Genomic DNA, 19,831 nt, shown 5'->3' with positions numbered 1-19,831 from the left:
GGCCTTGGCAATCTGGCTCAATCAGGCATCCGATGGTTTCGAGCAGCGTTTCGCCGCCTTCCTGACCACCAAGCGCGAGGTCTCCGAAGACGTCAACGCCGTGGTGCGCGCCATCATCGATGACGTGCGCGCCCGCGGCGACGTCGCTCTCGCCGAATATTCGAAGAAGTTCGACGGTATCGACTACGCCACCGTGCCGATGCGCGTGAGCGAGGAGGAGATCGAAAACGCCGTCGAGGTCGTGCCGTCGGAAGTGCTCGGCGCCCTGAAGGTCGCGGCGGTTCGTATCGAAGCCCATCACAGCCGCCAGATGCCGAAGGACGATATCTACGAAGATGCCATGGGCGTCGGCCTCGGCTCGCGCTGGACGGCGATCGAAGCCGTCGGCCTCTATGTGCCCGGTGGTACGGCAAGCTATCCGAGCTCGGTCCTGATGAACGCCGTGCCGGCGAAGGTTGCGGGCGTCGAGCGCATCGTCATCGCCGTGCCGGCAACCGGCGGCTCGGTCAACCCGGCCGTTCTGGCGGCCGCAAAACTTGCCGGCGTCGATGAAATCTACCGTGTCGGCGGCGCGCAGGCGATTGCCGCCCTTGCCTATGGCACGGAAACGATCGCGCCGGTCGCCAAGATCACCGGCCCGGGCAATGCCTATGTCGCCGCCGCCAAGCGCCAGGTCTTCGGCACGGTCGGCATCGACATGATCGCCGGCCCCTCCGAGGTGCTGGTCATTGCCGACAGGGACAACAATCCCGATTGGGTTGCCGCCGATCTGCTCGCACAGGCCGAGCATGACGAAAGCGCCCAGGCGATCCTGATTACCGATAACGAGGAATTCGGCAAGGCGGTGGAAGCCGCCGTCGAGCGGCAGCTGAAGACGCTGAACCGCGCGCAGACCGCAGCCGCCAGCTGGCGCGATTTCGGCGCTATCATCCTCGTCTCCGACCTGAAGGATGCCGTTCCGCTCGCAAACCGCATCGCGGCCGAGCACCTGGAACTTGCCGTCGCCAATCCCGACGCCTTCGTGGAGAAGATCCGCAACGCCGGCGCGATCTTCATCGGCGCCCATACGCCGGAAGTGATCGGCGATTATGTCGGCGGCTCCAACCATGTGCTGCCGACGGCGCGGTCTGCCCGCTTCTCTTCCGGCCTTTCGGTCCTCGATTTCGTCAAGCGCACCTCGATCCTGCGGCTCGGTCCCCAGCAGCTGCGCGATCTCGGCCCGGCGGCAATCGCGCTTGCCGTTTCCGAAGGTCTCGACGCCCATGCGCGATCGGTCGCGATCCGCCTGAACCTCGAAAGGTGAGGGAATGGCGAAGGACGACTTTCGGCTCTGCGACGTTGTCCTTGACGATACGATCGGCCGTTCGACACCCGATGTCGAACACGAGCGCGCGGTCGCGATCTTCGATCTGATCGAGGAGAATTCGTTTGCGCCGTCAGGCCATGCCGGCGGACCTTACCGGCTGAACATCTCGCTCGTCGATTCCAAGCTGGTCTTTGCGATCAGCACGGAAAAAGGCGAGGATGTCGCAACCCATATCCTGTCGCTGACGCCCTTCCGGCGGATCGTGAAAGACTATTTCATGATCTGCGAAAGCTATTACGAGGCGATCCGTTCCGCCTCGCCGAGCCGCATCGAGGCGATCGACATGGGACGGCGCGGCATTCACAACGAGGGATCGCAGACCCTGAAGGACCGGCTTTCCGGCAAGATCGACGTCGATTTCGACACGGCCCGGCGTCTCTTCACGCTGGTCTGCGTTCTCTACTGGCGCGGATGACGGCGATGGAGCCGCACGTCGAAACGGAAGATGGAAAGCGGCCGGGCGCCATCCTCTTCATGTGCGGGCTGAACGTCATCCGTTCGCCGATGGCCGAGGCGATCGCCCGTAGCATTCTGCCCGCCAATACCTATATAAAGTCGGCCGGCGTTCGCGCCGGCGAACGCGATCCCTTCGTCGATGTCGTGCTGGAGGAAATCGGCCTTTCGCTCGGCCGCCGCCAGCCGCAGACGCTGGAAGAGCTGGAGGACGACTATTTCGACCTCATCATCACGCTCTCGCCGCAGGCCCATCATGCGGCGCTCGAACTGACCCGCTCCAGCGCTGTCGAGGTCGTCTACTGGCCGACCATGGACCCGACGGTGGCGACCGGAACGCGCGAGCAGATATTGGACAGCTATCGCGAAGTTCGCGATCACCTGGCCGGCCTCATAGAAAGCCGGCTACTCAAGCGAAATGGCATTGCCGCGCAATCGGCGTGAAACAAAAATCGGAAAGCCCGATCTACGAGGTTCACAAATCCCCGTTGATTGTGTAGTTTCCGCGCAAATTTTCAGGCGCCTTGCGCCTTTTTACCCAACACACAGGAAGAAAACCCTTATATGCCGAAAGAAGAAGTCCTCGAATTCCCGGGTATCGTGACCGAACTTCTGCCGAATGCGACATTCCGCGTGAAGCTCGAAAACGAACATGAGATCATTGCCCACACCGCCGGCCGCATGCGCAAGAATCGCATCCGCGTTCTCGCCGGCGACAAGGTTCTGGTCGAAATGACGCCCTACGACCTGACGAAGGGCCGCATCACCTACCGCTTCAAGTAAGCCTGGTGTGCGAAGCTCGCATGAGCTTCCGCTCCCGCCTGCCGATGGTCGAGGTTCCATGGCGCTGAAATACAAGCTCATTCTGGCCTCGGGCTCGCCCCGCCGCGTCGATCTGCTCAATCAGGCCGGCATCGAGCCGTCGCGGCTGATGCCGATGGATATCGACGAGGCGCCGAAGAAGTCGGAACACCCGCGCTCGCTCGCCCGCCGTCTGTCGGGCGAAAAGGCCGAAGCCGCACTTGCCGCCATCAAGGGCGACATCACCTGGAAGGGCAGCTATATCCTGTCCGCCGACACGGTGGTCGCCGTCGGCCGCCGCATTCTCGGCAAGGCCGAATTTGCCGATGAGGCATCCAATTCCCTGCACCTGCTCTCCGGCCGCAACCATGTGGTCTATACCGGCATCTGCCTGATTACGCCCGACCGCAAGGTGCGCCAGAAGATCGTCGAGACCAAGGTTCGCTTCAAGCGGCTGTCGAGCTTCGAGATCGAAAATTACATCGCGTCCGGCCAGTGGCGCGGCAAGGCGGGTGCCTACGGCATCCAGGGGCTTGCCGGCACCTTCGTGCAGAAAATGGTGGGGTCCTACACCAATGTCGTAGGTCTGCCGCTTTATGAAACCATCCTGCTTCTGACCGGCGAGGGCTTCGATGTCCACAGCCGTTGGCCCGAGGGCTGATCTCCCGCCGGAGCGCCGTGTGTCCGTTCGGGCGCAGGAGGCATGCTCTGCCGTTTTGAATCTACGCATCAGGTTTTCCGAAAACCGTTCCGATTTTCGGACCGATGCTTTCGGAGGAAACCATGTCTGACGAAACGAAGACCGGCGGCAAGGTCGAGCCGCTGCGCAAGACGCGTCCCTGCCCGGAATGCGGCAAACCGTCGAACCGCGAACACTATCCCTTCTGCTCCAACCGCTGCCGCGAGGTGGACCTGTCGCGCTGGCTGTCGGGTTCCTACGCCATTCCCGTGGCCGACGACGAGACGAAGGCGGACTATCCGGATGAGGAAAACTAGGTTCTCCACCGCGAAGCCCTTATTTTTCCTCGCAAATCGCCAAAATCCGGAGGACCGTCAAAAAACTATCATTTGATGCTTGCCATGGGCGAACAAGATGCTATAACCCCGCTCGCTTCCGGGGCGCACCAAGGCCCCGACATTCCAGAGCGGGATGATCGTCAGGAAGCATGGTTAGCCCAGGTAGCTCAGTTGGTAGAGCAGCGGATTGAAAATCCGCGTGTCACTGGTTCGATTCCGGTCCTGGGCACCACTTATTTCCATCCGAAATTTCATGCGTTTCGACCGCTCGGCGATCAGCCAAGCCACGCGGCGCAATTGTTCAAACGGAAATGTCGCGCGGTTCTTCGACCGGCCGGAACTCCGGCGGGGGAGAAAAGGGCGGGGGGCCGAGATCGAAGCTCGAGAACCAGCCCGGCGGTCCGTATCTGGCCTCGTCCTTCACACCCGGCGGCGGAAACAGTCCGGCAAACTTCGCGCAGGAGATCAGCGCGCCGAAAAACAGCGTGAGGACGAGAGCGACTTTCCTGGCTCGGGCGACATCATCTTTTTGCATCTGTTTGCCTGCTGGTAACGATATCTAACCAGTTGATACGAAATCGTGTCAGGAAATTGTTCGAAACGAACATGTGATGGCCGCCGGGCCTCGCGGCGCCGCATGCCGTCGAGCCTCTGTCGCCGGAGCCGCAATTTTCTGCCTCGATCGCTCCGGCGGGCGGAACCTCTCGCGACCATTTCCGTTTAGGGCAGATGGCCCGGCAAACGTTCTGGAAAGGTTATCTCAAACTCTCCCTTGTCACCGCGTCCGTATCGCTGACGCCGGCGACGACGGAGCAGAGCAAGGTGCGGTTCCACGTCCTGAACCGCGCAACGAAAAACCGCGTCGAAAGCCGTTATGTCGACAGCGTCACGCATAGGCCCGTTTCCGAGAAGGATCAGGTGAAGGGCTATCCGCGCGGCGAGGACGACTATGTCCTGCTCGAAGACGAGGAGATCGAGGAAGTGGGGCTGGAAAGCACCCGCACCATCGATATCGACAGCTTCGTGCCGCGTGGCTCGATCGACTGGATCTGGTACGACAAGCCGCATTTCCTGGCGCCGGAAGACAAGGTCGGCACCGAAGCCTTTTGCGTCATCCGCGAGGCGATGCGGGCCAATGACGTCGTCGGCATCGCCCGGCTGGTGCTCTACCGGCGCGAGCGCGCCGTACTGCTCGAGCCGCAGGGCAAGGGCATTGTCCTGTGGACCCTGCATTATGGCGACGAGGTGCGCGAACCGGCGGGCCAACTCGACATGAAGGCCAAGGTCGACAGCGAGTTGCTGGCCCTGATGAAGAAGCTGGTCAGGGAGGAAACCAGGGAATGGGACCCTTCGATGGTGCAGGATCCGGTGCAGAAACGGCTGAAGGCGTTGATCCGCGGCAAGGAAAAGAGCCTCAGAAAGGCTGCCCCCGCGCGTAAACCCGCGCCGGTCAAATCGACGGGCAATGTCATCAACATCATGGATGCGCTGAAGAAGAGCTTGGCCACCGAAAGCGGGCGAGGGAAGTCGCGGTGATCTTCTTGCCAATGCCGCGCCGCTACCGCTTCCTCTTCTGCAAGGGCCTGGCTGCCGCGAAGAACCCCGCCCAAGGATCCCTGCCAAGCGCATCGAGCCGCGCCGGCGCATTGTCGACGGTGAAATAGGCAGGGCCGACGTCGGTCGTCAGTTCGTTCCAGTCCAGCGGCATGGAGACGGCCGCGCCGGGGCGGGCGCGCGCGGAATAGGCGGCAACGGCGGTATTGCCGCGGCCGTTTCTCAGATAGTCGATGAAGATCCTGCCGCTGCGTTTCGCCTTGGTCGCGGTTGCGAGATAGCGGTCGGGATCATCTTTCGACATGCTGTCGGCCAGCCATTTGGCGAATCCCTTGACCTCAGCCCAACCGGCCTTCGGCTCAAGCGGCGCCACCACATGCAGGCCCTTTCCGCCGGACGTCTTGACGAAAGCCGCAAGACCCTCGCCCTCGATGCGCTCCTTCAGTTCGTAAGCGGCGGCGATCACATTCTCCCACGGCACATCCTCGGCGGGATCGAGGTCCATGGTGATCATGTCGGGCTTTTCCCAATTGTCCGTCGTAGCACCCCAGGGGTGGATTTCCAGCACGGCCGATTGCACCAGCGCCGTCAGGCCGTCGAAATCGGTGATGCGCAGAAGCTTCTCGCCAGCCTTGTCCTTGGGGTCGGTAATTTCCTCGATATGGTCGTTCATGCCTTTCCAGGCATGTTTCTGGAAAAAGCGCTGACGCCCGGAAATGCCGTCGGGCAGGCGCAGCAGGGCGAGCGGCCGGTTGACCACATAGGGCGCCATGACGTGCCAGACCTGCGCGTAATAATTGGCAAGGCCCTGTTTCGTGACGCCTTCGTCCGGCCAGTATATGCGGTCCGGGTGGGTAAGCTGCACTGTGGATTTCGGCAGGTTTTTCGCGGTCGTCTTTTCCATCTCGCGCACAACGTCCTTCGCCGGCTTGTCCTCGCGCAATCCGCGGAAGGCTGCGTGGCGCAGATTACCATCCGCCGACCAGGCGCGGAACTCCACTTCCGCGACGAGTTCAGGCTTCACGTAATGCAGGCCTCGCCGCTCCTCGGCCGTCAGCTTGTCGCCGAAGGGACTGTGTTTCGTCTCCGTCGCCGAGAGCCGCTGATAAAGCATCTCGGCCGTCGCGACCGTGAAACCGGTGCCGACGCGGCCGACATGTCTCAGCGCGCCGTCCTCGTAATAGCCCATGGCAAGCGAGCCGATGGCGTTCTTCATGGAGGTCGAAGGCACGTAGCCGCCAATGACGAATTCCTGGCGATGCGAGCATTTGGATTTGATCCATTCGCCGTTGCGGCCGGACACATATTTGCTGTCGCGCAGCTTGGAGATGACGCCTTCGAGGCTGAGCCGGCAGGCATGGTCCAGCACAAGGCTGCCATTCTCGTTGAAATGCCCGCTGTAGCGCAGCTTGCCCTGATCGCTCGGCAACAGCCCCTCCAGCAGATGCTTGCGTGCGAGAAGGCTTGCGTTCAGCAGGCTGTAGCCGTCGAGATACAGCAGGTCGAAGGCGTAGACGACGAAGCGGTCATGGCGGCCTTCGCTGAGGTCATGCTGCAGGGCGGAAAAGTCCGATGCGCCGCTATCGCGCTCGACGACAAGTTCGCCGTCGATGACGGCGGTCTCAAGCGGCAGGGATGCGAAGGCTTCGACAATCTCCTTGCCGAATCTTTCTGTCCAGTCGAGCCCGCCACGCGTCAGCAGCGTCACGCGCCCGTCCTTGATCTTCGCCTGCAGCCGGTAGCCGTCGAACTTGATCTCGTGGACCCAGCGATCGCCGGCCGGCGGCGTTGGCTTGAGCTTGGCTAGTTCCGGTTCGGTGAAGTCGGGCATGGCTGCCTTTTTCGCTCCCTTCGGCCAGTCCCGCTCCTTCGGGGCCGGGGGCTTCGCCTTCCGGACCGGGGCCCTGGTCTTCGCGGCAACGGCCTTGCCGCCTCGAGGCCTGGATTGCCAGGTGGCGTCGGGCTTCTTGGCCACTTCCTCGATCTGCCGCCCGGTCTTGGCAGATTCCGGACGCTCGTCGAGAATGTCGGGCGCCCCCGCCTGCCGCGCCTCTTCGTCATCGCCTTTGATCAGCAGCCAGTTCTCGCGTTTCTCGCCGGGCTTGCCCTGCATGCGCACCAGATGCCAGCGTCCCCTCAGTTTCTCGCCGTCGAGTTCGAATTCCATATGGCCCTTGCGATAGGCCTTGTGCGCGTCGCCAAGCGGCGTCCAGGTGCCCCGATCCCAGACGATCACGGTGCCGCCGCCATACTGGCCCTTCGGAATGACGCCCTCGAAATCGCCATAGGAGAGGGGATGGTCCTCGACATGAACGGCCAGGCGTTTGTCTTCGGGATTGAGGCTCGGGCCTCTGGTGACGGCCCAGCTTTTCAGCACGCCGTCCATCTCGAGGCGAAAATCGTAGTGCAGGCGCGTGGCGTCGTGTTTCTGGATGACGAAGCTGTTGCCCTTCGTGCGTCCCCGCCTGCCGCGCGGCTCCGGCGTGACCTTGAAATCGCGTTTGGCCTGATAGGTCTCGAGCGCCATGCTCAGCTCGCCTTCTTGCTGCTTCTATCGGCGGCTTTGTGTGCGGCGGGCTTCCTGGCCGATGCCTTGCCGCTCGTCCTGGCGCCCATTTTGGCGCTTTGGCGCAAAGCCTCCATGAGATCGACCACCTTGCGCTCCGGCTCGCGCTTGCGTTTCGGCGGCGCCCGGCCCTCGATCTTGGCTTTCACCAACTCGACCAACGCCGCCTCGTAACGGTCGTGATATTCGCTTGGGTCGAAACTGCCTTGTTTGGTCGCGATGATATGGCCGGCGAGTTCCAGCATTTCCTTGTCGAACTTGATGTCGGGAATGTCCTTGAAGACGGTGCTTGCGGAGCGAACCTCGTAATCGAAGTTCAGCATGGTCGCGATGATATGGTCGTCATGCGCGCGGATGAGCAGCGTGCGGTTGCGGCGAAAGAGCACGGCTTCGGCAAGGGCCGCCACCCGTCCGTCCTGCATGCCGCGGGCGATGAGTGCAAGGGCTTCCGCATCGTGCTCGTCGACCGGCGCCAGATAATAGGGGCGGTCGAAATAGAGCTTGTCGATCCCGTCGAAGGGAATGAAGCCCTGTACGTTCAGCACCTTGTCGCTTTCGGGCATGATCTCGGCGATCTCGTCGCCCTCGATGAGAATGTAGTCGCCGCTCTCCATCCGATAGCCCTTGACCTGGTCGTCGCGTTCCACCGGCTTGCCGGTTTCGCTGTCGACGAACTGGCGTTCGACGCGGTGCCCGGTCCTGCGGTTGATGATGTTGAAGGAGAGGCGGTCGGACGCGGAAACGGCCGTATAGAGGCCAACGGCGCAAGCAAGGTCGCCGACCTTCAGATGGCCCTTCCAGCTTGCGCGTGCCGTCATCGCTCCCTCCGTTCAGCGTCTGCCGTTGCCTTTGTCCGTTTCGAGCGCCTGGAATTTCCAGCCGCTTCCGTCTGGTGCCGGATAGGCGAGCACCGCGTCGCCCTTGCCGATCTTCTGGCGCGCGGCAACATTTCTTGCGCGAGCCATCGCCTGTTCTGCCGTGGCATAGGGTTCGGACAGCGTGTCGCCGAGCTTGTAGGCCCAGCCGTTGTCGTGCGGAACGATCTGATAGGTGATGGCGGCCATGTGCTTTCCTCCTCGTCAGCCGTTCGGGTTGTTCATTTCCCTTTCGGGCGGGCGGCGCCGCTCGTCCGCCGCGACGATCTTTTCAAGCGCTGCGATATCCTCGCCGGTGACGGCAGGAACGGGATCGGCGGCGATTGCCTCCAGCACGTCCCTGGATACCGCGCCGTTGCGGATTGCCCATTCCAGCGTTTCGCGCGTTTCCCGCTCGGCCTTGAGCTGGGCATAGAGCGCCACGATCAGCCGGTCGCGGGCATCCATGCCTTTGTGCCTGCTGTCGATGTGGCGGATGTCGGGCATGGGAAAATCGTGCCTCTTCATGAGGTTGCTGCGACAAAAACTGCTGACGGGCAGAAAGGTTCCTTTCGGCGGCACTGGGCGAAAATCAAATTGCGGCATTGCGGCTTCGAGGCCGAAACACTATCTGAAAGCTCTATTCGATAGAGGATTTCAACATGGCCGATCTCAAGGCTCGTCCCCGCCCCACCGGTGCAAAAGCCGTTCTCGGCCGTACCGGATTTCCGCATGTCACGTCGGTCACCGGCGGTGAGATCGATATCGTCACCAGCCCGTCGCAGCCGGGCTTCAATCCGCTCGACCTGCTCTATTCCTCGCTTTCGGCCTGCCTCGTGCTCAGCGCCCGCATGGCGGCAAGCCAGCTCGGCATCCTCGACAGGATCACCGAAATCACCGCCGATGTGACCGGCGAAAAGGCCGCGGAAGGTCTGTCGCGCGTCGCCCGGTTCAACATCGCCTTCTCCATCAAGGGCGATATAGACGAAGAAACGCGCCGCAAGATCGCCCATATGGCCGAAGACGAGATCTGCACGGTCAGCAATACGATCAGGGGCACTCCGGAATTCGCGACCACGATCTCCGGATGATCGGACCGCAGATTTCTGCATAAAATTTATAGACAATTAGGGGCGGAGCATTGCGTGGTCCTCGCGCTCCACCTATGCTCCGGCATCGATTGAAATGATGCCGACTGAGATGCAGTTCCCGACAGAGCCTTCGACCGAAGAGAAATCCCAGCGGCCGCTCGTCGCCATCGTCGGCGGCGGCGTTTCGGGGGCGGGTGTTGCCTATCATCTGCTGAAACTCGCCGGCAATGAGGCACCCGATATCCTGGTCTTCGAGCCGCGCCCCATGCTGGGCCGCGGCCTTGCCTATGACACTGCCGATCCGGCGCACCGCATCAACGTACCGGCCGCCAAGATGAGCCTGCAGCCGGACGATCCGGAAGAGTTCCAGCGCTGGATCGAGGCGAACGATGCGCTGCGCGACGATCCCGAAGCTCAGCGCGAGAACGGTCAGCTTTTCCCGCGCCGGCGCGTGTTCGGCGATTATGTCGGTTCCCTTCTCCAGCCCCTCCTCAAATCGGGGGCCATCGCGCATCGGCGCGCAAAGGTGGCGGCCATCCGCCGCGCGCGCGACGGCTGGGTGATCCGCGACGACAAGGGCGGGCTGACGCAAGCCGATATCGTCGTCGTCGCCACCAGCCATCCGCCGCCGGTCGCACCCGGCAGGCTTGCCGCCATTCTTGCAAACCATCCTCGTTTCGTTGCCGATACCACCAAACCGGGCTCCCTCGAGGTCGTGCGGCCGCAGGACAGGGTTCTCGTCATCGGTAACGGACTGACGGCGGCAGACGTGATCGCCTCGCTCGCGCGAAACGGCCACGAAGGTCCTGTCGTCGCGATTTCCCGCCGCGGCCTGCGCTCGCGCGGCCATGCCGCGAGCCCGCAGGAGCCCTTCGGCGATTTCGTCACCGATCCCGCATCCTCGGCAGTCGCGCTGTTGCGCAAGGTCAGGACGAGCATTCGCCAGGCCGCAGGGCAGGGCTTGAGCTGGCATGCCGTCATCGATCAGGTGCGCTCCCAAGGGCACGATCTCTGGCGCGCTCTGCCGGTCGCCGAGCGCCGGCGGATCGTCCGGCATCTGAGGCCCTATTGGGATGTTCACCGTTTCCGCATTGCCCCGCAGGTCGAAGCCGTGCTCGATTCGGCGATCGAAGCCGGCCGGCTGGAAGTGCTTGCCGCATCCGTCGCCGATGCCGGCGTCAAGGGCGAGACGATCCGCATCACCCTGCAGCCGCGGCATGCTCGCGAAAGATCGGAACGGACCTTCGATGCGGTCATCGTCACGACCGGCCCGGCGCATGGCGGCATCCTGCAGACGCAGCCCTGGCTCGGCGAACTTGAGCGCGAAGGCCGTCTCGTCCTCGATCCGACCGGTCTCGGCCTTGCCTGCTCCGAACGGTCCGAAGCGGTCGGGGCGGATGGCCGGCCAATCCCTTCCCTGCTCGTTTCCGGTCCGCTTGCACGCGGCACGTTCGGGGAGTTGATGGGGTTGCCGCAGATATCGGAACATGCGCTCTTCGTCGCCCGCCAGATCGCAGACAAGCTGAAAGCCGCGGCCGCAGGATAATTCGCGACCTGTTTCCGACCGATCTGTCGTTCCCTGACTGTCATTGCGGCACGACTTCTGATAGTCGCTGCGTCAGCCGCGGCTTGCGAGATCAGCCGCGCAGAAAGTATCGAGATCATGTCGCAGGCCGCTTCCTCCGTTTCCGAAACTCCATCTTCCAGCCGCCTTCCGCTCGTCGCCCTTATTGTCGGCGGTGCGGCGATCGGCGGGTCGCCGATCTTCGTGCGGCTCTCGGAGGTCGGGCCGATGGCAACGGCCTTCTGGCGGGTGGCGCTGGCGCTGATCCCGATTTTCATCTTCTCGCTTCTGCGCAGGGATAGCGGCCCCAAGCCGAAGCGCCTTGCCGATTATGGCATGCTGATCCTGCCGGGCGCCGTGCTGGCGCTCGACCTCTCGGCCTGGCACCTGTCGATCACCATGACCTCGGTTGCCAACGCGACGCTGCTGGCAAACCTCGCTCCGGTTTTCGTCACCGTCATCGGCTTCCTGTTCCTCGGCGCCAAAGTGACCCGTGTCTTCGTGCTCGGCCTTATCCTGGCATTGGCCGGCGTGGTCGTGTTGAAGGGCGGGCCTGCCGCCCTTGGAAATGGCGACCTGCGCGGCGATGGCGTCGCCATGGTCGCCGCCGTCTTCTACGCCTGTTATATCCTGTCGATCGGCGCGTTGCGCAGCCGGTTCGATACGATCCGCATCATGCTCTGGAGCACCGCCTCCGCCGCGGTCGGCATCTTCCCGCTCGCCTTCTTCTTCGAGGGCCACATGCTGCCGGCAAGCCTTTACGGCTGGTCGGTGGTCTTCGGCCTCGCCTTCGTCAGCCACGCCGGCGGACAGGTGGCGATTGCCTACGCGCTGGCCTATCTGCCGGCGGCCTTCTCCTCGCTGACGCTGCTTCTCCAGCCGGTCGTGGCGGCCATTCTCGCCTGGGCGCTGCTCAACGAACCGATCACGGCAATGCAGGCCGTGGGCGGCCTGATCGTTCTTGCCGGCATTACGATCGCAAGGCGGGGATAACTCGGCTTAAAGGAAGCTTGACCATTGGCTGCTAGACCTGTCCCGGAGTTCGGACAGGATCGGCCATGGTGAACCTCGATCGGATAATGCCAGCGGACGTTCACAAGCCGGGAAAGCCGCAGGACGTTGCCGTCCGGCAGGCGTCGACGGTGCCTCTCTTCGTCTTCATGGGCCTTGTCGCCCTCCTGGTCACGCTGTTTAAATTTCCGCCCCTGCTCGACTACGCGAACCATTACGCCCGCATGTGGCTGCTTGCCGGCGGCATAAAGGAAGCGCCTTTCCCGGAAATCTACGCGATCGAGTGGAACCGCACCTTCACCAATGTCGGCATCGACCTGCTCGCCCGTTTCATCGGTCCCGTCATCGGTGTCTCGCTGCTCGCCCGCATCCTGCTGTTCCTGGCGATCGTGCTGCCGCCGCTTGGCGCCATCCTGCTGCATCGGCACCTGTTCGGCGGCAGTTATTACTGGCAGGTCGGCATGCTGTATCTGGCCTGGTGTGCCACTCTGATCGGCGGCTTCATCAATTTCCAGATCGCATTGCTGTTTGCAGCGGCGGATCACCGCTTGCAGCCCGGCTCCGTGCTCCGGCTCTTCCTGTGGCGCGTGGCGGTGTCGCTGCTGCTGACCGTCGTTCATATATCTTCTGTGGGCTTCTTTCTCGCAATCGTCTGCGGGCTGGAATTCTCCTGGCGCTTTGGTGTTCTGGCGTCCGGTGCGGCGGTGTTGCGTCTCGCCGGCAGGCTTGCGGCCGCGACGGTTGCCTGCCTGTTGCCGCCGCTTGCGCTGGCGCTGACCGCTGCCGACCTGCCCGGCAGTCATGCGGGCAGCATCCCGGCCTGGAACGACAGTCCGGTACTGCAGGCCCTGAACCTGCTGTCGGCCGTCTGGACCTATGTTGCGCTCGCCGATGTCATTTTCCTTGTGCCGCTTCTGTTCGTTTGCAGCAGGGCGATTGCTGCGCGAAACCTGCGGCTTCATGCAGGGCTCGCCGTCACTGCGGCAGGCCTTCTCCTTCTGTCCGTCCTTTCGCCACGGCACGCTTTTGGCACCGGCTGGATAAGCTGGCGCTTTCCCATCATGGCCGCCCTCGTCGGCATGGTGATGATCTGCCCCTTTCAAAAGGTCGGCCGGCGTCACGCTATCATCCTGTTCCTCGCCTTGAATCTCGCCGTCTTTGGCCGGACCGCCTGGATCGGTTTCAACTGGTGGCGGGGCGCAGCCGACGTTGCGAGCGTCGAGAGCGTGCTCGAAGCCGTTCCTGCGGGCGCTGCGATCTTGCCGCTGCAGCACGATCCGGCCTTTGCCGAGATAAAACTCGATCAGCGGCATTACGCCTTCGCCGAGGATACGTTCCGGCATCTGCCGACATTGGCCGTTCCACTGGCACATGCTTTCGTCCCGACGCTCTTCAGTGCGCAGGGCAAGCAGCCCCTTGCCGTCCTTCCATCCTGGTCGGATCGCTCGGTACCGGAAGGCAACCTTTTTTCAACGGGCGTGCTGTCCTGTCCGGGTCTGATGGCGGAGGCCGCCAGCTTCACGCCCTATCTTGTCGACTGGCGCAGCAAGTTCGATTTCATCCTGGTCGTTAACGCCGATGTGGCGGATCAGAATGTCGGCGACCTCATGCCGGTGGGTACCCGTCTCGTGAAAGACGCCGGCTTCGCAAGGCTTTACGGGATCGACCGCAACACGCAGGCACCGCCGGATGCGACACCGGCATCGTGCCCGGACAGCTTCCACGGGTAGGCTACTGGGTTTCCTGCAGCTTGCTCTCCTGCAGCAGCCATTTCTGAATGATCGGCACGTCGGCATCGCCGAGATCGTGACCGCCGGGGATGACGTCGGAATCGACGGTGGCACCCGACGTCTTCAGCCGCTCTTCCAGCTCGCTCGCATATCTGCCGTAGGCATCCATCTTGCCGCTGATGACGAGCAGGTCGGTGCCTTTGAGGTCGGCATGCGGATAGGTATCGAGCACCGGCATGGAGCGCAGAAGCACGGCCTTATGCACGAGGTTCGGGTGCAGGTAGAGCAGCGAGTTCAGAAGGTTTGCGCCATTGGAATAGCCGACATAGACGACTTTCTTCGGGTCGAGGCTGTAGGATTTGACCGCACCTTCGATGAAGGCGGCGAAGGCTTCGGCTTCGTTCTTGATGTCGTCCTGATCGAAGGAGAAAGGCGTAATGCGCTTGTACCAGCGTGGAAAGCCTTCCTCGGTCGCCCGCCCGCGCACGCCGAGAAGGGTGGCGCGGGGCGCGACCTTGTTCAGCAGCGGCATCAGCGTCGTCTCGTTGCCGCCCGAGCCGTGCAGCAGCACGAAGACGCTGCCGTCCGGGTCCGGCGGCGTGTAGAAGCGATGGACGAAGGGCAGGTCGCGATAGTTGATGCGCGGCTGGCCGGGCATGGAAAACTGCGGCAGCACCACCTTCAGGTCGCTGAGGCTGGTGATCGAATCCTTCGGCGGAACGAAGAGCTTGGTCCCGAGCGTGGCTTTCGGCTCGTCCACCATCATGCCGGGCTGATTGGTGGCAAGCTCTACAAGGCTGCCACCGGGCTCGCGGGCGTAGAGCGAGCGGAAATACTTGCGGTCGTGCAGGTTGGTCGCTGAGGCATTTTCCTTTTCGAGCGCCTCGCGGACGGCAAGCACGGCAGCGTCGTCGGCGGCGCGGAAGGCCACATGGTCGACCGTGCCGGTCCCCGGCGCGCCGGACCAGAAGCCACGCGCATCGCGCACGTCGATAACGTCTCCCGACTGCGAGACAAGGCGGTCGATCGCGCCGCGATTGGCCTGAAACCTGTAGCCGAAATGGCTTTCGATGAAATGGCGGCTCTCGGCCGGCTGTTCGGTCAGCATGGTTGCGCCGCGCACGCGCTGCACGGCATGCTCTGCCGGCACGTCGCCACCGTCCCAGACGGCGGGCGATTTCAGATCCCTGGCACCGGCGAGCTTGACGATGACATTGTCGGGATCCTTCAGCCGCAGCACCGGCTCGCCGAATTCATCCGCCGGGCCTTCGGAGCGGAAGCCGAAGCGCATGGCGCGCGTCAGCCAGTAGCCGATGCTGGAAGGATCGATCGCCAGCGATATTTCGCTGACCTGGCCGTAGCCTGCGCGGCCGGGTGCCCCGTCTTCCCAGACGAGGAAAGTGACGAGCGAGCCCGGCGTGCCCTCGGCGTCGCCGTAGAAGAGATGAAGCTGTGTGGCGTCCTCGAAACCGGCCGTCTGTTTGACGAGCCGCATGCCCAGGAACCCGGCGTAGAAATCCACATTCGCCTGCACCTTGCGGGTGATCAGGGTGATGTGGTGTATGCCTGATGCCATGGATGAAAGCCCGAATTGAAAAGGCGAGGCCAGGAGAGCGAATAGGAGTGTCGTTGCTAGCGTCATGCCGTTGCCAATGGCCTTTTCTCTAATTTTGTTCCGCAAAAAGTACAAGGGCGTCGCCGCGCGGCAGAAGCTCCAGCGTGTCGACCCCTTCCAATGCGTCTTCGAGTTGCTGCAGCGTCGGCGGCTTGACCATGTAGGCGCGCGCGCCGAGTTCTTTTGCCCGTTGCATGTCGCTTTCGTCGCTCGACGTGCTGAGCACGCAGACCGGAATCCGGCTCAGCCGCTGATCGGCTGAAAGCGCGTTCAGCACTTCGAAACCATCCATGATCGGCATGTTGATATCGAGCAGCATCAGGTCGATCTGCGGCTCGTCCGCAATACCGGCGCGCTGCTCCAGAAGCCGCAGCGCCTCGCGGCCGTTGCTGGCCACATGCAGGTTGAAGTTCACCTTCTCGCGCCGCATCAGCTTGATCTTCAGCAGCTGGATATCGGCCGGGCTGTCTTCCACCAGCAGCACTTCTGCGAGCCTGCCGCGACTTTCGTTGGCATTGTCGGATGCTTTTGCCGCCTGCGGCTGTTTGCTGGCGGCCGGTTGTGCGCCCGATATCGCCGCCAGCGGCAATTCCAGCAGGAAGGTCGCTCCCCTGCCGTTCCTGGCCTCGCACCAGATCGAACCGCCATGCAGCTGCGCGATGCGGCGGCATATGGCAAGCCCGAGCCCCGTACCCTCGATGCCGCGGCCGACAAGGCGTTTGAAGGGCTGGAAGATCAGTTCCCGATGATCGGGATCGATGCCCGGTCCGTTGTCGCCGACCGTCAGGCGGCACGTTCCCTTCTCCGCCGTGGCCGAAATGCGCACTTCCGGAACGGCGTCGTCGCAATAGCGGATCGCATTGGAAACGAGGTTCTGCAGGAGCTGGATCAGCAGCGTCGCGTCGCCCATCACCTCCGGCAGCCGGCCGCGAACGATGATTGCCTGCCGGCTTTCGATCTGCCGATGCAGGTTGTGCTCCACCTGGTCGAGCACGGCCGACAGCGCAACGGGCTTGAGTTCGAGTTCGCTCGAAACCTCCAGCCTCGTAAATCCCGAGACCTTGACGATCAGGTCTTCCATGTGGTCGGCCGCACTCAGGATATAGTCGAGCAGTTCGCGGTCTTCGGCCGGCAGTTCGGCCGAGCCGTGCAGGATGCGGCTGAAGGATTTGATCGTTCTGAGCGGTTCCTTGAGATCATGCGCCATGGCGCGGGTGAAGATTTCGAGCGACTGCCGCTTCTGTTCGAGCTTCGCTTCCAGCGCACCGTGCATCATGGCGCTCTGGATGCAGCGATGCAGCGTCTCGGGCGACAGCGCATCCTTGGTGAGATAGTCGCGCGCACCGCTCTTCATCACTTCGACGGCGACGGTTTCGTTGCCTTGACCGGTCAGCATCACCACATTGGCGGCCGCGTCCTGGGCGAGAATTTCCGAAAGCACGCCCAGGCCGTCGCGGCCGGGAAGCGAATAGTCGAGCAGGATGCAGTGGGGGTGCCTCTGGCTGTTGAGGGCGAGGCCCTCGTCACCGCTCTCGGCCTCGATGACGGTATAGCTCGTGCCGGAAACGCGTGCCAGCATGCGGCGATAGACTTCGCGGTCGTCCATGTTGTCATCGATGATGAGAACGCAGCAGTCTTCCGCCAAACGTCAGTCCTCTAAAGGCAGGATCGCGATTTCGAACCAGTATTCCTTGAGCCGCTGGATGGCGGCGAACAGCCCGTCGAGATCGACCGGCTTCTGCACATAGGTATTGGCGCCGAGCGCATAGCAGCCCTCGATGTCGCGCTCGTCGTCCGATGTCGTGAGGATCACGACCGGGATCTTGCGCCAATGCGCGTTGGATTTGATCGCCTCCAGCGTCTTGCGCCCGTCGAGACCCGGCATGTTGAGGTCGAGCAGGATGAGGCCCGGTTTCGGCGCCATGGTGGCGAGCACGTCGAGCGCCTCCTGGCCGGAAGCGGCCCAGCGGATGGGGTTGCGCAGATTGGTGCGCTTGAAGGCGCGCATCGTCGCTTCGAAATCGTCCTCGCTGTCCTCGACGATGAGGATCGGTTGCATGTCACGCTGCAGCATTCTGGCCCTCGCGCTTCCTTCCCAAGGTAAAGTAGAACGTCGTGCCGGCGCCGACGGTTGACTCCAGCCATATCTCGCCATTGTGACGCCCGATGATCTTGCGCACGAAGGTAAGGCCCGCGCCGGTGCCGTCTTCGGAATCCTGCGATTTTTCCAGCCGTTTGAAAATGCGGAAAATATCCTCGTGGAATTCCTGGGCAATGCCCTTGCCGTTGTCCTTCACGTAAAAGACGTTGCGCGCCGTCGTCCCGTCCGTGCCGACATAGCGTTCCAGATAGCCGACGCTGACGAGAGGGGCGGGCTTGTCGTTATATTTGATGGCGTTGGTCACGAGGTTGCGAAACACCTCGGTCAGGCGCGGAGCGTCGCACACGACCTCGGGCAGCACCCCGTCGACGACGACCTTTGCATGCCGCTCCTCCAGGAAAAGCTCCATCGTGGCAACGACATCGCGAACGATCGCGCCGATATCGGTGCGTTTGACGGCAAGCTGCTGGCGGCCGATGCGCGAGAAATAGAGAAGATCGTTGACGAGCTTTTCCATGCGCTGGCTGAGCCGGACCAGCCGGTTGAGCCGGCGCACGCCGTCTTCGTCGAGCTTGTCTTCGTAATCTTCCAGCAGGAAACGCGAGTGATTGTGCAGGCCGCGCAGCGGCTCCTTGAGATCGTGCGAGGCGATATAGGCGAACTCGTCGAGATCGTGGTTGGACCGTTCGAGATCGGCCGTATAGGCCTCGAGCTGGGCGAGCGTCGTCTTCATCCGCTCCTCCTGCCGCACGCGCTCGCTGATATCGCGCACGATGCCGACGAAGGTCTTGCTGGAGCCGGTAACGACGGCACTGACGGAAAGGTCGATCGGGAAAACCACGCCGTTCTTGCGGCGGCCGGAAACCATGCGCGTCGTGCCGATGATGCGTTCTTCGCCCGTGCGCCGGTAGTTGCCGAGATAGGTATCGTGCTCGGAATGATAGGGTTCCGGCATCAGCATCTTGATATTGTTGCCGATCGCCTCCTGCGGCGTATAGCCGAACATGGATTCGGCGGCCGGATTGAAGCTGGTGATCCTGCCGATCTCGTCGATGGCGATGACGGCATCGGGCGTATTGCGCACCAGCGCGCTGAAGCGGATGCGCTCGGTTTCCAGATGCTGGCTGTTGCGCATGAAATAGAAGACGAAAATGGCAACCAGCCAGAGCGTCGCTGCCGTGATCGAGCGATTGGCGGCTTCCCGCCAATATTCGTTCTCGCCGTGGCTGACGGCGAAGAAGCCGAGCAGCAGCAGCACGGTGCAGACGAAGGCGAAGAGGATCGGCGCGTTGCGATTGCCGAACCAGAGCGCCGTCAGCACCAGCGGGACATAGAGAATGCCGTTTGCCACGCCGAGCGGCGTATAGAGATCGACGATGAGGCCGGTAAAGCAGATCGTTGCCGGGATCCAGAGCGGGATCTCAGCCCTGTTGCCCGGCAACAGCCACCAGGACCTGGCGAGAAGCCCGCAACCGAAAGCAACCAGGCCGACGGCCGTCGGCAGGGCCATCGCCGCATAGGGACCCCAGCGATATCCCTGTTCGGCATCGGTGATATAGCCGGCAAGCGCGATCATGCCGAGCGTGATTGCGATATAGCTGGTGAGCTCCTGCACGAGCTGGCCGCGGCTTTCTCTCGCATGGAGGGCGAAGAGAATGGAAAGATTGGCGATCAGGAAAATCAGCGCCGTGTTCGGCCCCATGCCGCCGCCGATCTCTCCGGCAAAGGTCGGAGAGACGAAAATCTGCGTCAGGAACACATCGACATTGTGCACCGTGCGGCCGAGCGTGACGATCTCTGTCAGGCGCGCGGCCGTAAGCAGGGCGGCAAGGCCGCAGGCGATTGCGGATATGCTGCGGTAAGGCTTGCCTGTCTGCGTCGACGCGGCAAGCCCGATACCCGACAGCACGAAACAGAGGGCGGTATTGAACGCCATGGACGGAAAGCCGGGCACGACGGAGATGATGATCCCGATCTCCAGCAGCCAGCCGGTCAGTGCCGTCAGGCCGAGCAGGACCAGCAGGCAGCCGACGACCAGCGCGACCATGCGGTAGCGGTCGCTTTCCGTGCCGTCTCGTCCTGATGTCGCAGCATCCCGCACCTGCATC

Annotated in this window: 20 protein-coding genes and 1 tRNA gene; 12 read left to right on the top strand and 9 right to left on the bottom strand. The window is 62.7% G+C overall.

What is annotated here, in order from left to right:
• Nucleotides 1-4: 4 nt before the first annotated feature.
• The 7 genes from hisD (at nt 5) to ACFPWW_RS23725 (ending at nt 3,869) form a co-directional block, all read left to right on the top strand.
• Complete coding sequence (gene hisD / locus ACFPWW_RS23755) at nt 5-1,303, top strand: histidinol dehydrogenase (protein WP_113413071.1); 1,299 nt, start codon at nt 5-7, stop codon at nt 1,301-1,303.
• Nucleotides 1,304-1,307: 4 nt separating this feature from the next.
• Complete coding sequence (locus tag ACFPWW_RS23750) at nt 1,308-1,781, top strand: UPF0262 family protein (protein WP_112566950.1); 474 nt, start codon at nt 1,308-1,310, stop codon at nt 1,779-1,781.
• Complete coding sequence (locus ACFPWW_RS23745) at nt 1,778-2,263, top strand: low molecular weight phosphatase family protein (protein ID WP_377313429.1); 486 nt, start codon at nt 1,778-1,780, stop codon at nt 2,261-2,263. Before ACFPWW_RS23750 ends, ACFPWW_RS23745 begins: the two co-directional genes overlap by 4 nt.
• 120 nt (nt 2,264-2,383) lie before the next feature.
• Nucleotides 2,384-2,602 (top strand): translation initiation factor IF-1, encoded by a 219-nt coding sequence (infA, locus tag ACFPWW_RS23740; protein WP_003545338.1) that lies wholly within the window; start codon nt 2,384-2,386, stop codon nt 2,600-2,602.
• A gap of 58 nt (nt 2,603-2,660) precedes the next feature.
• Nucleotides 2,661-3,281, top strand: a complete 621-nt coding sequence (locus ACFPWW_RS23735; protein ID WP_007821131.1) for a Maf-like protein — start codon at nt 2,661-2,663, stop codon at nt 3,279-3,281.
• 122 nt (nt 3,282-3,403) lie between these two features.
• Nucleotides 3,404-3,616 carry a DNA gyrase inhibitor YacG gene (yacG, locus tag ACFPWW_RS23730; RefSeq protein WP_112566945.1) on the top strand — a complete coding sequence of 71 codons (213 nt, stop codon included), beginning with the start codon at nt 3,404-3,406 and terminating at the stop codon, nt 3,614-3,616.
• 177 nt (nt 3,617-3,793) lie between these two features.
• Nucleotides 3,794-3,869: transfer RNA gene (locus ACFPWW_RS23725), tRNA-Phe, on the top strand.
• Between the two features lie 69 nt (nt 3,870-3,938).
• Here the strand turns inward: ACFPWW_RS23725 and ACFPWW_RS23720 are convergent.
• Nucleotides 3,939-4,172 (bottom strand): hypothetical protein, encoded by a 234-nt coding sequence (locus ACFPWW_RS23720; protein ID WP_112566890.1) that lies wholly within the window; start codon nt 4,170-4,172, stop codon nt 3,939-3,941.
• A 194-nt stretch (nt 4,173-4,366) separates the two neighbouring features.
• On the opposite strand from ACFPWW_RS23720, the gene ACFPWW_RS23715 reads away from it, so the two are divergent.
• On the top strand, nt 4,367-5,173 hold the full coding sequence (locus ACFPWW_RS23715; protein WP_112754738.1) for a Ku protein: 807 nt from the start codon (nt 4,367-4,369) through the stop codon (nt 5,171-5,173).
• Between the two features lie 22 nt (nt 5,174-5,195).
• Here ACFPWW_RS23715 and ligD read toward each other — a convergent pair whose 3' ends face one another.
• Genes ligD through ACFPWW_RS23695 form a run of 4 tightly spaced genes read right to left on the bottom strand, consistent with a single transcriptional unit; the run spans nt 5,196 to nt 9,118 of the window.
• A complete protein-coding gene (gene ligD / locus ACFPWW_RS23710) occupies nt 5,196-7,718 on the bottom strand; it encodes a DNA ligase D (RefSeq protein ID WP_377313422.1) in 2,523 nt (840 codons plus the stop codon).
• A gap of 2 nt (nt 7,719-7,720) precedes the next feature.
• Nucleotides 7,721-8,575: a Ku protein gene (locus ACFPWW_RS23705; RefSeq protein ID WP_112704567.1), complete on the bottom strand. Its 855-nt coding sequence runs from the start codon at nt 8,573-8,575 to the stop codon at nt 7,721-7,723.
• A 12-nt stretch (nt 8,576-8,587) separates the two neighbouring features.
• Nucleotides 8,588-8,821, bottom strand: coding sequence for a DUF2188 domain-containing protein (locus tag ACFPWW_RS23700; protein WP_112566880.1), 234 nt, complete (start codon nt 8,819-8,821; stop codon nt 8,588-8,590).
• Between the two features lie 15 nt (nt 8,822-8,836).
• Nucleotides 8,837-9,118, bottom strand: coding sequence for a hypothetical protein (locus tag ACFPWW_RS23695; RefSeq protein WP_112566877.1), 282 nt, complete (start codon nt 9,116-9,118; stop codon nt 8,837-8,839).
• A 155-nt stretch (nt 9,119-9,273) separates the two neighbouring features.
• Here ACFPWW_RS23695 and ACFPWW_RS23690 point away from each other — a divergent pair, with 155 nt between their 5' ends.
• The 4 genes from ACFPWW_RS23690 to ACFPWW_RS23675 all read left to right on the top strand — a co-directional run bounded on the left by ACFPWW_RS23690 (nt 9,274) and on the right by ACFPWW_RS23675 (nt 14,007).
• Nucleotides 9,274-9,702: an OsmC family protein gene (locus ACFPWW_RS23690; protein WP_112566874.1), complete on the top strand. Its 429-nt coding sequence runs from the start codon at nt 9,274-9,276 to the stop codon at nt 9,700-9,702.
• Between the two features lie 94 nt (nt 9,703-9,796).
• Nucleotides 9,797-11,248: an FAD/NAD(P)-binding protein gene (locus ACFPWW_RS23685; RefSeq protein ID WP_112753770.1), complete on the top strand. Its 1,452-nt coding sequence runs from the start codon at nt 9,797-9,799 to the stop codon at nt 11,246-11,248.
• A gap of 117 nt (nt 11,249-11,365) precedes the next feature.
• Nucleotides 11,366-12,259, top strand: coding sequence for a DMT family transporter (locus tag ACFPWW_RS23680; RefSeq protein WP_112753767.1), 894 nt, complete (start codon nt 11,366-11,368; stop codon nt 12,257-12,259).
• A gap of 86 nt (nt 12,260-12,345) precedes the next feature.
• A complete protein-coding gene (locus tag ACFPWW_RS23675) occupies nt 12,346-14,007 on the top strand; it encodes a hypothetical protein (protein WP_377313419.1) in 1,662 nt (553 codons plus the stop codon).
• Nucleotide 14,008: 1 nt separating this feature from the next.
• Here the strand turns inward: ACFPWW_RS23675 and ACFPWW_RS23670 are convergent, their stop codons facing one another.
• Genes ACFPWW_RS23670 through ACFPWW_RS23655 form a run of 4 tightly spaced genes read right to left on the bottom strand, consistent with a single transcriptional unit; the run spans nt 14,009 to nt 19,830 of the window.
• Entirely contained in the window at nt 14,009-15,649 is a 1,641-nt protein-coding gene (locus ACFPWW_RS23670; RefSeq protein WP_377313417.1) for a VOC family protein, read from the bottom strand.
• Between the two features lie 22 nt (nt 15,650-15,671).
• Entirely contained in the window at nt 15,672-17,267 is a 1,596-nt protein-coding gene (locus ACFPWW_RS23665; RefSeq protein WP_112753761.1) for a response regulator, read from the bottom strand.
• A 3-nt stretch (nt 17,268-17,270) separates the two neighbouring features.
• Entirely contained in the window at nt 17,271-17,696 is a 426-nt protein-coding gene (locus ACFPWW_RS23660) for a response regulator (protein WP_112566857.1), read from the bottom strand.
• Nucleotides 17,683-19,830: a sensor histidine kinase gene (locus ACFPWW_RS23655; RefSeq protein WP_377313415.1), complete on the bottom strand. Its 2,148-nt coding sequence runs from the start codon at nt 19,828-19,830 to the stop codon at nt 17,683-17,685. The genes ACFPWW_RS23660 and ACFPWW_RS23655 overlap by 14 nt, the downstream gene beginning before the upstream one ends.
• Between the last annotated feature and the right edge of the window lies 1 nt (nt 19,831).

The sequence above is a fragment of the Rhizobium sp. GCM10022189 genome (assembly GCF_042656325.1).
Lineage (GTDB): Bacteria > Pseudomonadota > Alphaproteobacteria > Rhizobiales > Rhizobiaceae > Rhizobium.
Note: the sequence above shows the minus strand (reverse complement) of the source record. Positions and strands in the feature narration are given on the sequence as shown.

Coding starts and splice junctions, on each gene's coding strand:
- ACFPWW_RS23670 (WP_377313417.1), bottom strand. CDS start 15,649: ATGACGCTAGCAACGACACTCCTATTCGCTCTCCTGGCCTCGCCTTTT.
- ACFPWW_RS23690 (WP_112566874.1), top strand. CDS start 9,274: ATGGCCGATCTCAAGGCTCGTCCCCGCCCCACCGGTGCAAAAGCCGTT.
- ACFPWW_RS23685 (WP_112753770.1), top strand. CDS start 9,797: ATGATGCCGACTGAGATGCAGTTCCCGACAGAGCCTTCGACCGAAGAG.
- ACFPWW_RS23735 (WP_007821131.1), top strand. CDS start 2,661: ATGGCGCTGAAATACAAGCTCATTCTGGCCTCGGGCTCGCCCCGCCGC.
- ACFPWW_RS23700 (WP_112566880.1), bottom strand. CDS start 8,821: ATGGCCGCCATCACCTATCAGATCGTTCCGCACGACAACGGCTGGGCC.
- infA (WP_003545338.1), top strand. CDS start 2,384: ATGCCGAAAGAAGAAGTCCTCGAATTCCCGGGTATCGTGACCGAACTT.
- ACFPWW_RS23695 (WP_112566877.1), bottom strand. CDS start 9,118: ATGCCCGACATCCGCCACATCGACAGCAGGCACAAAGGCATGGATGCC.
- ACFPWW_RS23715 (WP_112754738.1), top strand. CDS start 4,367: ATGGCCCGGCAAACGTTCTGGAAAGGTTATCTCAAACTCTCCCTTGTC.
- ACFPWW_RS23750 (WP_112566950.1), top strand. CDS start 1,308: ATGGCGAAGGACGACTTTCGGCTCTGCGACGTTGTCCTTGACGATACG.
- ACFPWW_RS23660 (WP_112566857.1), bottom strand. CDS start 17,696: ATGCTGCAGCGTGACATGCAACCGATCCTCATCGTCGAGGACAGCGAG.
- ACFPWW_RS23680 (WP_112753767.1), top strand. CDS start 11,366: ATGTCGCAGGCCGCTTCCTCCGTTTCCGAAACTCCATCTTCCAGCCGC.
- ACFPWW_RS23675 (WP_377313419.1), top strand. CDS start 12,346: ATGCCAGCGGACGTTCACAAGCCGGGAAAGCCGCAGGACGTTGCCGTC.
- ligD (WP_377313422.1), bottom strand. CDS start 7,718: ATGGCGCTCGAGACCTATCAGGCCAAACGCGATTTCAAGGTCACGCCG.
- ACFPWW_RS23720 (WP_112566890.1), bottom strand. CDS start 4,172: ATGCAAAAAGATGATGTCGCCCGAGCCAGGAAAGTCGCTCTCGTCCTC.
- ACFPWW_RS23705 (WP_112704567.1), bottom strand. CDS start 8,575: ATGACGGCACGCGCAAGCTGGAAGGGCCATCTGAAGGTCGGCGACCTT.
- ACFPWW_RS23655 (WP_377313415.1), bottom strand. CDS start 19,830: ATGCAGGTGCGGGATGCTGCGACATCAGGACGAGACGGCACGGAAAGC.
- yacG (WP_112566945.1), top strand. CDS start 3,404: ATGTCTGACGAAACGAAGACCGGCGGCAAGGTCGAGCCGCTGCGCAAG.
- ACFPWW_RS23745 (WP_377313429.1), top strand. CDS start 1,778: ATGACGGCGATGGAGCCGCACGTCGAAACGGAAGATGGAAAGCGGCCG.